Source organism: Zwartia lucis, assembly GCF_965234455.1.
GTDB lineage: Bacteria > Pseudomonadota > Gammaproteobacteria > Burkholderiales > Burkholderiaceae_B > Zwartia > Zwartia lucis.
This window is the reverse complement of sequence record NZ_OZ248472.1, coordinates 577,607-589,906: the sequence shown is the minus strand read 5'-3', so window position 1 is coordinate 589,906 and position 12,300 is coordinate 577,607. Positions and strand designations below refer to the sequence as shown.

15 protein-coding genes are annotated in these 12,300 nt (G+C 51.0%); 5 read left to right on the top strand and 10 right to left on the bottom strand.

The window, feature by feature from the left end; all coding sequences use genetic code 11:
• The first annotated feature begins 58 nt into the window (after nt 1-58).
• Nucleotides 59-1,720: a nuclease-related domain-containing DEAD/DEAH box helicase gene (locus AC8GE9_RS02785; RefSeq protein ID WP_506675584.1), complete on the top strand. Its 1,662-nt coding sequence runs from the start codon at nt 59-61 to the stop codon at nt 1,718-1,720.
• A gap of 25 nt (nt 1,721-1,745) precedes the next feature.
• Here AC8GE9_RS02785 and AC8GE9_RS02780 read toward each other — a convergent pair whose 3' ends face one another.
• The gene (locus AC8GE9_RS02780; RefSeq protein ID WP_506675583.1) at nt 1,746-2,036 is read right to left on the bottom strand and encodes a nucleotidyltransferase family protein; all 291 of its coding nucleotides are present in this window, start codon (nt 2,034-2,036) and stop codon (nt 1,746-1,748) included.
• 193 nt (nt 2,037-2,229) lie between these two features.
• Here AC8GE9_RS02780 and AC8GE9_RS02775 point away from each other — a divergent pair, with 193 nt between their 5' ends.
• The 3 genes from AC8GE9_RS02775 to AC8GE9_RS02765 are packed head-to-tail and all read left to right on the top strand — an operon-like array spanning nt 2,230 to nt 3,621.
• Nucleotides 2,230-2,472, top strand: coding sequence for an AbrB/MazE/SpoVT family DNA-binding domain-containing protein (locus AC8GE9_RS02775; protein WP_506675582.1), 243 nt, complete (start codon nt 2,230-2,232; stop codon nt 2,470-2,472).
• Complete coding sequence (gene mazF / locus AC8GE9_RS02770; protein ID WP_506675581.1) at nt 2,472-2,813, top strand: endoribonuclease MazF; 342 nt, start codon at nt 2,472-2,474, stop codon at nt 2,811-2,813. Before AC8GE9_RS02775 ends, mazF begins: the two co-directional genes overlap by 1 nt.
• Before the next feature lie 13 nt (nt 2,814-2,826).
• Nucleotides 2,827-3,621: a hypothetical protein gene (locus tag AC8GE9_RS02765; RefSeq protein WP_506675580.1), complete on the top strand. Its 795-nt coding sequence runs from the start codon at nt 2,827-2,829 to the stop codon at nt 3,619-3,621.
• Between the two features lie 308 nt (nt 3,622-3,929).
• Here AC8GE9_RS02765 and AC8GE9_RS02760 read toward each other — a convergent pair whose 3' ends face one another.
• Nucleotides 3,930-4,283: a helix-turn-helix domain-containing protein gene (locus tag AC8GE9_RS02760; protein ID WP_506675579.1), complete on the bottom strand. Its 354-nt coding sequence runs from the start codon at nt 4,281-4,283 to the stop codon at nt 3,930-3,932.
• 189 nt (nt 4,284-4,472) lie between these two features.
• Here AC8GE9_RS02760 and AC8GE9_RS02755 point away from each other — a divergent pair, with 189 nt between their 5' ends.
• Nucleotides 4,473-5,372, top strand: a complete 900-nt coding sequence (locus AC8GE9_RS02755) for an alpha/beta fold hydrolase (RefSeq protein ID WP_506675578.1) — start codon at nt 4,473-4,475, stop codon at nt 5,370-5,372.
• Nucleotides 5,373-5,388: 16 nt separating this feature from the next.
• Here the strand turns inward: AC8GE9_RS02755 and AC8GE9_RS02750 are convergent, their stop codons facing one another.
• From AC8GE9_RS02750 to phnK, 8 genes are all read right to left on the bottom strand, one after another.
• Nucleotides 5,389-6,006, bottom strand: coding sequence for an HD domain-containing protein (locus tag AC8GE9_RS02750; RefSeq protein WP_506675577.1), 618 nt, complete (start codon nt 6,004-6,006; stop codon nt 5,389-5,391).
• A 21-nt stretch (nt 6,007-6,027) separates the two neighbouring features.
• Nucleotides 6,028-6,903 (bottom strand): phosphonate ABC transporter, permease protein PhnE, encoded by an 876-nt coding sequence (gene phnE / locus AC8GE9_RS02745; RefSeq protein ID WP_506675576.1) that lies wholly within the window; start codon nt 6,901-6,903, stop codon nt 6,028-6,030.
• Nucleotides 6,903-7,763, bottom strand: a complete 861-nt coding sequence (gene phnE / locus AC8GE9_RS02740; RefSeq protein WP_506675575.1) for a phosphonate ABC transporter, permease protein PhnE — start codon at nt 7,761-7,763, stop codon at nt 6,903-6,905. The genes phnE (AC8GE9_RS02745) and phnE (AC8GE9_RS02740) overlap by 1 nt, the downstream gene beginning before the upstream one ends.
• Nucleotides 7,764-7,769: 6 nt before the next feature.
• Entirely contained in the window at nt 7,770-8,672 is a 903-nt protein-coding gene (phnD, locus tag AC8GE9_RS02735) for a phosphonate ABC transporter substrate-binding protein (RefSeq protein ID WP_506675574.1), read from the bottom strand.
• Nucleotides 8,673-8,715: 43 nt separating this feature from the next.
• On the bottom strand, nt 8,716-9,537 hold the full coding sequence (gene phnC / locus AC8GE9_RS02730; RefSeq protein WP_506675573.1) for a phosphonate ABC transporter ATP-binding protein: 822 nt from the start codon (nt 9,535-9,537) through the stop codon (nt 8,716-8,718).
• Between the two features lie 108 nt (nt 9,538-9,645).
• Nucleotides 9,646-10,818 (bottom strand): alpha-D-ribose 1-methylphosphonate 5-triphosphate diphosphatase, encoded by a 1,173-nt coding sequence (locus AC8GE9_RS02725; RefSeq protein ID WP_506675572.1) that lies wholly within the window; start codon nt 10,816-10,818, stop codon nt 9,646-9,648.
• Nucleotides 10,815-11,543, bottom strand: a complete 729-nt coding sequence (gene phnL, locus AC8GE9_RS02720; protein WP_506675571.1) for a phosphonate C-P lyase system protein PhnL — start codon at nt 11,541-11,543, stop codon at nt 10,815-10,817. Before phnL ends, AC8GE9_RS02725 begins: the two co-directional genes overlap by 4 nt.
• Nucleotides 11,540-12,298: a phosphonate C-P lyase system protein PhnK gene (gene phnK, locus AC8GE9_RS02715; RefSeq protein WP_506676309.1), complete on the bottom strand. Its 759-nt coding sequence runs from the start codon at nt 12,296-12,298 to the stop codon at nt 11,540-11,542. The genes phnL and phnK overlap by 4 nt, the downstream gene beginning before the upstream one ends.
• Nucleotides 12,299-12,300: the final 2 nt, after the last annotated feature.

The window sequence follows — 12,300 nt, the reverse complement described above, 5'->3', positions numbered from 1 at the left end:
CCCCCTAATCATGCGCGTAAAAACGTTATGTTGTGATCTGTTACAAGCGGAGTTCCCTATGGCTGTCCTGTACCCTTCCCTGCCACCTTCAATACCAGTTACGGGTTTGCAACGCGAACTAGATGTGCTGCGGGTGCTTGAGCAATCACTCTCCGAGGGGTATGAGATTTTTCATAGTGTGCCGTGGCACACGGTGCATGAGGGTCGTGATCGGCATGGCGAGATCGATCTGGTGGTGCTGGGACCAACAGGCAATATTTTGTTGCTGGAAATCAAGTCCGGTGCGGTCGAGCTGACCAACGGCGTGATGTTCAAAATGTACAAAGAAGGCAGCAAGGACGTGGGTCGCCAGCTCAAGGTCCAGCACGCCGCCATGGTCAGTCGCCTGCAACAAGCCGGACTGCGTACGGTGGTCACCAACTGTCTGGTACTCCCGGACTTTAGGGTCGAGGGACCGCACGTGGTCGGTATTCCGCCAGAGCGAATTGTGGATGCAACGGGATTTGCGCAGCTGGGTTCGTACGTGATGGAGGCGTTGGCAAGCGGTGGGGGTGTAGGTGCAGGCGTAGGTGGGACCTCTGATCCCAGTTCGCTCACTGCGCTGCGGCAGTTTCTCTGTAATGAGTTTAAAGTCACGCCTGATCTGCGGGTCTTGGGCGCGCAACTGTGTCAGACCACGCTGCGACTGGCCGATGGTCTGGCCACTTGGGTGCCGCGCATTGATACACCCTCAGGTGTGCTGAGGATTCAAGCAACGGCGGGTTCGGGTAAAACGCAACTGGCCTTGCGTTTGTTACAAGATGCCGCTGCGGCCTCGCAACGCAGTCTCTATGTTTGTTACAACCGCGCACTCGCTGATCACATCACGCAGCTCGCCCCCACACGTGCCCAAGTCGCGAGTTTTCATGAACTATGTGTGGATCATCACCGTCGACACGTGGGAGAGCCGGATTTTGGTGCCCAGGGTTTGTACGACACGCTCAGTGCTGAGTACAAGGAAGCGGTCGAGACGACCCCAGAGCTGCAAGGCCGCTATCAGCTGATCATCATCGACGAGGGGCAGGACTTTGAACCCGACTGGGTTGCAAGCTTGTTGCCGCAACTCTCGGAGGATGGTCGTATTTATTTGCTAGAGGATGCGGCCCAACGCCTCTACCCGCGCGACGAGTTTGATTTATCGGATGTCGTGACGGTCCACTGTCAGGACAATTTCCGCACACCCCGCCAAGTCTGCCAGGTCCTCAACGCCCTCAAGCTCTCGCATGCACCGATCGAAGCGCGCTCGGCCTATGAGGGCGAAGTGCCCAATTTTCATACCTACACGACCGAGGCGCAGCTGCGACGTCAAACCGAAGCCGCGGTGAAACATCTGCTATCGCTGGGTATCGCACTCTCTGATATCGCCTTGGTCAGCTGGCGAGGGCTGATGAACTCGGTCTTGGTTCAGACACCTGCGCTTGGGGATTGGTCGCTCAGGCGCCCCACCGGCAAATACTCAAAGGCCGGGGATGCGCTCTGGACGGAAGGTGAGTTACTGGTAGATTCGGTCTATCGCTTTAAAGGCCAAAGCGCCGCCGGGATTGTATTGACCGAGGTGGATTTTGCAGAGCTCGATGAGGGCGTGAAACGTAAGTTGTTTGTGGGACTGACAAGGGCGCATATTGCGGTGGAGGTGGTATTGACGGAACGGGCGGCTGGGGAGTTGGTGGGGGTGTTGTAGGAGGGCAGGCAGAGCGATTTTTTGCTCATATAGGTAAGGCAGATTCGAGCACGGATTGCCTGAATTTTTCTGGCAAAGCTCTTGGCGTTAAGACATCAACAGAAACACCTAGAAGCTGTTTCAATTTATACCGAATCGCGCCGATATCAAACAACGTTGTATCTGGGGTGGGATCAATCAACACATCGAGGTCACTTTCTTCGGTATCTGTACCTGAAGCTACCGATCCAAATACACGTGCGTTTTTCGCGTGATGCGTCAAAACGATCTCGCGAATTTCATCTCTGTGAGCAGCTAAGGCAACTGAAGGTTTCATAGATACATTGTATTTGCAGTTTTAAATAGAGCCAATTGATATCTAGAACTCAAAGTAAAAAGTTGTATCTCTTTGCTAAAGAATCCCCCCCTTACTTTCATCAGGAAAGATCAGATGTGTCCACAGCCAAAGCTGTAGCTTGTCAAAACGGCCCTATGTATCTACAATGTATACACTTCACAGGAGTACTCGCATGGATGCAGTGATTCGAAAATGGGGCAATAGTCCTGCCCTTCGACTAACAACCGCCGTATTAAAAGAGGCTGGACTTCAACTCGAAGAAAGAGTTGACCTAGTGGTATCAAAAGGCCAAGTGATCATCACCGCGATCGACAAGGTCGAATACGATCTAGATACGCTTGTTAACGGTATCAATGCTAAAAATACCCACGGTGAAGTCAGCTTTGGTGGACCTGTTGGCAAAGAGGCGCTTTGATGCCACGCGTTTATGTCCCAGACACAGCAGATGTCGTTTGGCTTGCATTTGACCCACAAGCTGGACACGAACAAGCCGGACACCGACCGGCATTAGTCATCAGTCCTGCAAGCTACAACAGCAAAACAGGTCTCATGGTCTGCTGCCCACTGACATCCAAAATTAAAAATAATCCTTTTGAAGTGGTTACTCAGATAGATGGTGTCGATTGTGCAGTGCTCTCAGATCAAGTGAAGTCGCTGGACTGGAAAATCAGGCGCGCCAAAAAGAAAGCCACCGTTCCACCAATTGTCATGCTTCATGTCAGAGCGAAAATTAAAGCGTTATTGATGATCAAGTAGATATCTGTATTCGATGACAACAATAAGCACAACGCCTCTCACCGCTCCCTCAACACGCTTGGGCATACGCAGCACGCCCTCGCTGGTGCTAGTGATTTACGGCGTCTTGATGTTGCTGGCTTTTACAGTGACCTTTGTGATGTCGCTCAATGATGCTCGGACCATACGAGACGTCGGGATCTGGATCAAGCCCATGAAATTCATGGCGGCCACGGCTATTTTTGCCTGGACGTCCGTGTGGGTCGTCATGCTCAGCCGCTCTGCTGTCGCAGCGACACGCGTCTGGGGCTGGATCGCTGCCCTACTGATTTCAACGTCTTTGTTTGAGGTGGTCTACATCACCTATCAAGCTGCCCAAGGTGGAGGCTCTCACTACAACACCAGTACACCTCTGAACGCAGCGCTTTTTGCGCTAATGGGCATCGCCGCCCTCGCACTCGTCGCCTCCCAAGCCTGGCTCGCCTGGGAGATATGGAAACGACGCACACCAGAGCACAGCGTAATCACACTCGGTGTAGTAATCGGCTTGAGCTTTACCTTTTTGTTTTCAGCAATTAGCGGTTTTTTATTAGGTGGAAACCAACCCCCGCCGGGTCAAGGACTACCGTTTTTTGGCTGGCATCTTTTTGCCGACATCCGCCCCGCGCATTTTATGGGTGTCCATGCACAACAATTCATTCCTTTGTTAGGGTTGTTGGCGGCGAAGTTTGCGGGCAAGCATGCAAGGCAGGTAATAGTCGTGTGCTCGGTTTTATATGCGGTGCTTTGGGTCATGCTCACTGGGTTTAGTTTTGTGGGTCATGCATAGCAATAACGTATATAACAAAGCGTTACCAGCTTAATATCAAGCTACCCAAGCTAGCGGTTGCTGGTAAACAAGGCGGCTGCTCTTTTAGCTGCGAGAGTCTCATCGAGGATAGCAAACTCCTATCGGTTTAGCTTGTCTACCTCAACCTTCATAGTTGGATTCTTGAGCATCTTGTTAACCATTTGTTTATGGGTCAAGACTTTGGTTATATTTGTAGTCATTTTTTTATTACTCACATCAGTTAAATACGTACTCTCAAACGACAGCTTCTTTATCAGCGATCAAGATGTCAAGGGTCATGAAATACGTCAATTAAAGCTTTGTCTCGTTTCAAGGTTTAAATCTGAGGGCCTCGTTTGTGACTCGCCTTGCCAAGCGTCAAATAGCTCTAAATAGCCTAATCGTGTCAGACAGTCCATCAGTTTGCGCTCAGAAAGATTGGTGAAGTCGCCACGTATGATGTCAGAGAGTTTCGGCTGGCTAATGCCCATCCATTTGGAAGCCTCTTGTTGTGTCAGGTTAAGACTTTTCATGGCCTTTATGATTTCGATCACCAAGCCAGATTTAATCTTGAGTTTTTCAGCATCAGCCAAGCCAAGATCAGCAAATACATTGCCAGAACTATGATGCACTTCAACGCCGCTAACAAGTTTAGTTTTCATTTCCGCAACTCCTTTACATATGCTTCAGCAATTTTCCGCTTGGCATGGATAATGTCATGCCCTCTCTCGGCGTTGCGTGGTTCGTCAATCTATATGAAATGGTATAAAAGTCAAATAAAGACGTCACCATGAGGCTCGATCCTTAGAGCGCTATTATTGTCAGATACATCCATAATTTTTGAGACCAATATGTCTTCTGTAATTGAATCTTTTGTTTTACCGACCTCTGATCCGGGCGTAAGCATTGTGGGGCGTAAGCGCGGCTCGGGTCCGCCGTTGTTGTTGTTACACGGCAATCCTCTGACTCAGCTCAGTTGGGAACGTATCGCGCCAAGATTAGCTGAACAGTTCACAGTGGTGACAACTGATCTGCGTGGGTATGGGGATAGCGATAAACCCGAAGGGCTTCCTGATCACAGCAATTATTCCTTTAGACGGATGGCGCAAGATCAAGTTGAAGTCATGCAGCAACTAGGGTTTGAGAAATTTGCTTTGGCGGGCCATGATCGTGGCGCGCGCACGGCGTTTCGACTGGCGATGGATCATCCTGAAAATGTTTCACGCGTCGCTTTTTTAGATATTTTGCCCACACACTGTGTGTTTAAAGATATTCAAGCGCAAATGGCAATGGATCTGTATCACTGGTGGTTCATGGCACAACGTAAAGGATTTCCTGAACAGTTGTTGAAAGGAAATGAAGAGTTTTATATCCGCGACAAGCTCATGAAGCAAGGCCCGGGAAAGGGTGGCTTTACCGAAACTGAAATACTTGAATACATCCGAGTCTGTACGCCAGAGAATATTCATGCGGTCTGTGAAGACTATCGGGCGGCTTTTAAGATCGATCTACCCATGGATACCGCTGACCTTGAGTCAGGGCGAAAGGTGCAGTCCCCTGCCCTCATTCTTTGGGGCGCAAAAAGTCACACGGCCCACCACCATGATCCACGCGTGGAATGGCCAAAATATTGCGCAAATATTGTTCGAATGGCTGAATTACCCTGCGGCCACTATCCGACCGAGCAGGCACCCGAGGAAACGTATCAGGAGCTTAGTAAATTTTTTGCTTCTGCTGACGGGAAGTCGTAGTTTACAAAACCACAATTCACACACTCACCTGCAACATCTTTTTTTCAAAATGTGCCAGGTCAGGTGTATTGTGACCGGGCACCTTGGCCAAGTCGTCATAGCGTCTGAGGCGCACGGCCTCGGCGTAATAGGGTAAGGCTTCAAAAGCTTTTACTTGCTTTTCATCAAAAGTACCGCCTTGTAACTCAAGGCTGTGCTTGGAGGCCGGCGATAGGTCGGCCCAATAGCCTGCATCGACCGCACACAAATAGCGCTTTGCATCAACGTGCAGTTTGATGGGCTCTAACACGGCGTCTGGAAATAGACTTCTCAAAAAAGGCAAGGCTACAAATTGATGCAGATCGTCCTTGGTGGGCCGTGTGTCAGTGTGAAGCGCGTCAGCAAGCACCTCATCCTTGGACAGCGCATCCGAAGACAGCGCTTGAGCAGGCACCTCACTAAGACGATGTGGACTCAGCATATGGCCGAGATCATGCAGCAAGGCCGCAACCACGGTCTCTGGGGTCTCGTCAGCTTTTTCTGCTAGGTCTGCACACTGCAGCGCATGCTCAAGCTGACTGACGGACTCTTGACCGTACCATGTGGTGGCGCGGCTGTTCAACAGTTGGACAATTTCCGGAATAGACAAGGACATGTTGAAAGATCCTAAGAATGACTATCGAGCACGTGCGCCAATAATAGCGTAGCGCAGTTTCGAACACACGAAATCAATGATTGCGACCGTGACCAAGATCAACAAAATGACAAAAGACATTTGTTGAAATTCCATCGTACGAATTTGTTCGGACAAGATCAAACCGATACCGCCCGCCCCCACAATACCAATAATAGAAGCGCTGCGCGTATTGGACTCAAAGGCATAGAGGACTTGGCTCAACAACACGGGCAACAACTGAGGCAAAATACCAAAGCGCACGGAGGCCACTTTGGAGCCACCGGTGGAGAGGACGCCTTCGACGGGTTTATTGTCTGCTGCCTCAATGGCCTCAGAAAATACTTTACCGAAAATACCCAGATCTGCCATAAATAAAGCCAGCACACCTGCAAAAGGACCTAAGCCGACCACATTGATCCAGATCAAGGCCCAAATCAAAATATCGATGCCGCGCAGCGTATCAAAACTACGCCTCGCCATAAACTGCACCAACCTGTTGATGGTGGTGTTTCGGGCCGCCAGAAAACCAAGCGGAAAGGCGACCACAGCAGCCAATAGGGTACCCAGCAAGGCGATGGCCAGGGTTTCCAGCATGGCATACAGATACACTTTGGTGAGGGCCCAAGTCTCTGGATTAGGCGGCAACATGAGCACGACCATCTTACCCAACTCACCCAATCCGCCCCAGATGCGGGCAAAGGTCATGTCTAACTTGTAAATACCCAGTGCAAAGACAGCCAAGGCGACCAGGCCGATAAAAATGGCGGTCCAATTGTCTTGGTAGAACGGTTTGAAATGGCTGGCATAGCGTTGACGCAATTGGTCACGCGCACTTGCTTGGGGTGTATCCGCTTGAGGTGTCGTCACTTGACTCATTATCTGGCGTCCATGCCGATGAGTTTGTGGCGTATACGCTCCGTCACGGCATCAATAATCATGACCGTTGCAATGATCAATACCAACAAGGCACTGATGTCTGCGTAATAAAACTTTCTGATGACTTCGAGCAAGGTTTGCCCAATACCGCCCGCGCCCACAAAGCCCAGTACAGAGGCACCTCTGACATTGATTTCAAAGCGCAACAACGCATAGCTGGCAAAGTTTGAAGCGACTTGCGGCAACACTGCAAAACGAATTTTGTGAAACCAGTTGCCACCTGCTGCGACCACACCCTCTACTGGCTTCATGTCGATATTTTCAACGACTTCGGCAAAGAGTTTGCCTAAGGCACCGGCGGTATGGATAGCGAGTGCCAAGATGCCGGGCAAAGGACCGAGGCTAAAGGCCACAACGAAAATCAGTGCGAACACTAACTCAGGCACTGTTCTTGAAAACTCAAGCAAACGGCGAGTCAAAAAAACCACGCCCTTACTCTGCGTCAGGTTTTGACTGGCCAAGAAACACAAGACAAACGCTGCAATGGCGCCGAGTAAGGTACCCACATACGCCATTAACAGCGTCTCGCCCATCAGGGCTAACCACTTTTTCCAACCCCAAAACCACTCCGCGGGATCTGCAATGACAGGGCGACCATCTTCGAGGTGCGCGATTCTGTCAAAGTAACTAAAAAAGCCGCCAATGTGCTGATAAAACTTAGATAAAGATATCTCAGCAATATTGGCCGAGAAGACGACCAATACAGCCAATATTAAAAGGCCTAGCCAAAGCTGGCGGCGTTTAAGCGCCACCGCCTGGGCATAGGCGGTCTCCAATAATCGGGGACGGGAATCAAGCATCGAAGATTATTTTCTACGCAAGCTATCAACGAACTTGTTCAATTCGACAACGGGCAAATAGGCCTCATGTGTCACAGGTTGAAACGGTTCCATCTTGCCATCAGATAACTTGTCAAACGCAGCTTTGTCTTTTACTGCGGCATTCAAGAACGCTTGTTCGATCAGTTTTTTGAGCTCAGGTGGAAGGCTGTCCAAATAAGTCATCGGGCTGTTCACAATTTGATCTGATTTAAAAATGATTCGGAAATCTTCTTTTTTGACCATACCCTTGTCGACCATGCGTTGCAGTTCAGAGTCATTTTCGTTGTTCCACCAGTTTGCCGCGACATCAACAGTGCCTTGGTTCAACGCCATCACTGCATTGACGTGGCTGCCGGTATAGACCACTTTGCCGAAATGCGTTTCAGGTCTAATCTTCATATCGTTCATGACAAAGCGTGGCACGTTGTTGCCCGAGGTGGAGTTAGGATCAACGAGACCCAAGTTTTTACCCTTCAGGTCAGCAAGTGATTGGTAGGGCGAATTGGCTTTGACATAAAACACGGAGTGATAGCCCTTGACGCCACCCTTAGAGACCTCAATGGCAAAGGGGGTGATCTTTACACCAATCATCCGGGCACGCGCATACGAAGCAGGACCATAATAGGCCATGTGAATTTGTCCAGCACGCTGGCCTTCAATCACCGCGGCATAGTCACCCACGACACGCAACTTCACTGGAACGCCAATTTCGCGCGACAGATAGGCCGCAAAATCTCCAAAACGCTCTGTCACTTGGGCTGCGTTTTCAGCAGGGATCGTGGCAAACACCAATTCTGGATATTTGGCTTTCCAGTCTTGCGCTTGGGCAGACACGGCAAAGAGACTTGAAGCAGCGAGAGCGAGCAGAGCACGACGAATGAGCAACATAAAAAATCCTCTTGAAACAGGGAAGAAAAGGCTTGAGGTAAAACTAAACGAGGCTAGTTTCAAGATTTAGCGTAGACACCTTGGGGGAACTCAACACAGGTGAAACGTATTGCGTTGTATCGTTGGCTTCGATGCCATACAGGTCATGCACCAAGGTCTCGGTAAACTGCTCTGGCACGTCATCAAAAACCACGCGCCCATCAGACATGCCAACCAAGCGATCGCAATAGTCTCGTGCGATATCGAGATCGTGCAGATTACAAATCACCGTAATACCCAACTCTTCGTTGATGCGCTTTAAAGCATCCATCACCATCAGGGTATTTTTGGGGTCAAGCGAGGCAATGGGCTCGTCGGCCAAAATAATTTGGGGTCTCTGAACCAGCGCACGACAAAGCGCGACGCGTTGTTGCTGGCCACCAGACAGTTGGTCACAGCGCTGCGCCGCAAAGTCAGCCATGCCAAAGCGGTCCAAGGTTTCCAAGGCATCTAGCTTGTCTGCATCACTCCAAAGTGTGAAGAGTGCACGCCAAGTAGGGACCGTGGTCAAACGTCCCATGAGCACGTTGGTCAAGACATCCAGGCGACCCACTAAGTTGAACTGTTGAAACACCATGGCGCAGTTACGGCGCCACTCATTTAACGCCACACCCTTGAGGTCGGTGACCACGACACCGTCATACTCAATCGCGCCTTGGGTGGGCTCATTCAGACGATTGATCATTCGCAGCAAGGTCGATTTACCAGCACCTGAGCGACCGATCACACTGACGAAGCTGCCAGAGTTGACCTCTAGTGATACTGAGTCAACGGCTGTGTGAGGACCAAACTGTTTGGTCAAATTGCGAATAGATAAAGTCTTCATTTTTTTAAATTTTTATCAATAATCAGTGAATATGTTCATCAGAATAGGGTTTGAATATTTCACTGTTATGACGCATTTAAACAATACGGAATTTAACTCACGCGGAGCTTAAACAACCCGCACGCCAGCACGCCACACCGCACGCACAACAGGTTGTTGACGTCCATCAGGCAACGTCATCATCCGCACTTGAGTCAGATCCGAGCGCAAACCCATTTCAAGGCAGCCTCTGTCGTGCAAGCCAACGGATTTAGCGGGGTTTCGACTCACCAAGGCCACTGCCTGTGGCAAGCTTAAATCCGTGGTTTCAGTCAAGCGCACCATCGCGAAAATCAAACTGCCGGGTACATAGTCGGACGAAATGATATCGACCAGACCTAACTTGACCAACTCAGTGGCAGACACATTGCCCGAGTGCGAACCGCCCCGCACCACATTGGGCCCACCCATGATGTTAAACATGTTGCGCGCTCTGGACGCTTGGGCTGCCACGACCGTCGTGGGAAACTCACACACCGTTGCGCCTTCAGCAAAGGCCTCCTCGACATGCGCCACCGTGGTGTCGTCATGGCTCGCCAAGGTAATGTGATGGTCCTGACAGTATTGGGTAAAGTATGTGCGATGAGGTTTGGCATAACGCGCCTGCGTCTCTTGTGACAGGGCGACACGCTCCTCAAATTTCTCTCTGGTCCAGCCTTTTTTGCCAGAAAAATAAATCCACGCTTGCTCAATATTTTCCCATTGGCGCTGCCCAGGGGTATGGTCCATCACCGAAATCATTTTTACTAATTCATTACCTATAAATGGTTCGAACAACTCAAGGGTGTTGGGTGCAGGCAATTCACAGCGCACATGTAAGTAATGATCGGCGCGCAGGACACCTCGGTTTGCAAAGTCTGACATACACGCCAGCACCGTGTTCCATTCGCTGCCGCGCACGCTTTCTGGATCGGCCTCACCTACCCCCAAGGCGTCTAGGACAGTGGTAATACCGGCCGCAGCAATTTCAGCATCGTGTGCAAGCACGGCAGGTGCGACATCCCAACGTACTTTGGGACGCGGCATCATGTGCCGTTCAAAATTATCGGTATGCACCTCCACCAAGCCAGGCAGAAGATAGTCACCCTCTAAATCGATAGCGTGGGGCACCGAAGCTTGACCTTGATCGATACGCTGAATCAGGCCATGCTGACTGGTCAAACTGCCCTGCACTACTTCCTCTTGCAGCACTAACCGTGCATTGGTGAAAACAACGGGGGTGGAAGTTGGCGTGTGCATCATTTTGTTTCCAAGGGCAGCATGGACACCGTTCGGCTGACAACTTCTTGTGCCACCGTGTCATCGTGAAAAATACCAAGAATGGCAACGCCCTGAGCGCGGGCTTGAATAATCATCTCGATCACTGTTTGAGTATTGACAGGATCCAGGGACGCTGTGGGCTCATCAAGCAAGAGCAAGGGCCGTGGCTTGATAAAGCTGCGGGCCAGGTTGATGCGCTGTTGCTCCCCGCCAGAAAAAGTCGCAGGTGGCAGCTGCCATAAAGCCTCAGGAATGCGCAAGCGGGTCAGCCAGTGCGCAGCCTGTTCACGGGCTTGCTCGCGACTGACAAGATCCAGGCTATTTTCCAGCAAAGGTTCGGCCACAATATCAATCGCGGCTACACGCGGAATGACTCTCAAAAACTGACTGACATAGCCCATCGAATGTGCACGCAAATGCAACACCGCACGCGCGCTGGCCTGGGTCATGTCGATATATTGACCATCGGTGTCACGCACCAAAATTTCACCGGCACTGGCGCGATAGTTGCCATAGGCCAGTTTCAGTATGGTGCTTTTGCCCATGCCAGAGGGGCCACTCAAGCGTACACATTCACCCGGACTTAAGGTCAAGTTAAAGTTTTGCAACACGGTCAAGACCGTACTGTTTTGCAAGTGCAATAAAAATTGCTTGCTCAGCTTGTTCATCTGCAGCATGGGCTGCGTGTCTGTGCTGTGAAGTGTCATGGCTGCAATACCGAAGAAACCAACAACTGCGTGTAGGGATGCTGAGGATCGTCTAGCACCTGATCGGTCAAGCCTGTTTCAACCGCCTGACCGTTTTGCATCACCATCATGCGTTGCGCCAACAGTCGTGCAACGGCCAAGTCATGCGTCACAATGATGGCGGCCAAGTTCATTTGGCGTGTCAGGGTGCGCATCATGTCGAGCAGTTTGGCTTGCACGGACACATCCAAGCCAGAAGTCGGCTCGTCCATAAACACCAGGCGAGGCTGGGTAATGAGATTGCGCGCGATTTGCAGCCGTTGGCGCATGCCGCCAGAGAACGTATCGGGTCGATCATCAATACGGCTTGGATCAATTTCCACTCGCTCTAGCCAATCAATCGCTTGGGCGCGCAACTGGCCATAGTGGCGCTGACCCAAGGCCATCAAGCGCTCGCTCACATTGGCGCCTGCAGACACGTTCATGCGCAGACCTTCTGCGGCATGTTGGTGCACAAAGCCCCAATCGGTGCGGGCCAGCATGCGTCGTTGGGCCTCGGACATGGCATAGATTTCTTGCAAGCCCTGGTCGCGCAAATCAAAAGACACGTGGCCCGCGCTAGGCGTGTGACGCGCCGCAACGGCATTGAGCAAGGTGGTTTTACCAGAGCCCGATTCACCCACAATGGCTAGGACTTCGCCTGGCCACAGATCAAATGAAATATCGCGTACCACGGTTTTCGCACCATAGGCACAAGACAAGCCCTGGACCCGCATCA

Coding starts and splice junctions, on each gene's coding strand:
- AC8GE9_RS02785 (WP_506675584.1), top strand. CDS start 59: ATGGCTGTCCTGTACCCTTCCCTGCCACCTTCAATACCAGTTACGGGT.
- AC8GE9_RS02780 (WP_506675583.1), bottom strand. CDS start 2,036: ATGAAACCTTCAGTTGCCTTAGCTGCTCACAGAGATGAAATTCGCGAG.
- AC8GE9_RS02775 (WP_506675582.1), top strand. CDS start 2,230: ATGGATGCAGTGATTCGAAAATGGGGCAATAGTCCTGCCCTTCGACTA.
- mazF (WP_506675581.1), top strand. CDS start 2,472: ATGCCACGCGTTTATGTCCCAGACACAGCAGATGTCGTTTGGCTTGCA.
- AC8GE9_RS02765 (WP_506675580.1), top strand. CDS start 2,827: ATGACAACAATAAGCACAACGCCTCTCACCGCTCCCTCAACACGCTTG.
- AC8GE9_RS02760 (WP_506675579.1), bottom strand. CDS start 4,283: ATGAAAACTAAACTTGTTAGCGGCGTTGAAGTGCATCATAGTTCTGGC.
- AC8GE9_RS02755 (WP_506675578.1), top strand. CDS start 4,473: ATGTCTTCTGTAATTGAATCTTTTGTTTTACCGACCTCTGATCCGGGC.
- AC8GE9_RS02750 (WP_506675577.1), bottom strand. CDS start 6,006: ATGTCCTTGTCTATTCCGGAAATTGTCCAACTGTTGAACAGCCGCGCC.
- phnE (WP_506675576.1), bottom strand. CDS start 6,903: ATGAGTCAAGTGACGACACCTCAAGCGGATACACCCCAAGCAAGTGCG.
- phnE (WP_506675575.1), bottom strand. CDS start 7,763: ATGCTTGATTCCCGTCCCCGATTATTGGAGACCGCCTATGCCCAGGCG.
- phnD (WP_506675574.1), bottom strand. CDS start 8,672: ATGTTGCTCATTCGTCGTGCTCTGCTCGCTCTCGCTGCTTCAAGTCTC.
- phnC (WP_506675573.1), bottom strand. CDS start 9,537: ATGAAGACTTTATCTATTCGCAATTTGACCAAACAGTTTGGTCCTCAC.
- AC8GE9_RS02725 (WP_506675572.1), bottom strand. CDS start 10,818: ATGATGCACACGCCAACTTCCACCCCCGTTGTTTTCACCAATGCACGG.
- phnL (WP_506675571.1), bottom strand. CDS start 11,543: ATGACACTTCACAGCACAGACACGCAGCCCATGCTGCAGATGAACAAG.
- phnK (WP_506676309.1), bottom strand. CDS start 12,298: ATGCGGGTCCAGGGCTTGTCTTGTGCCTATGGTGCGAAAACCGTGGTA.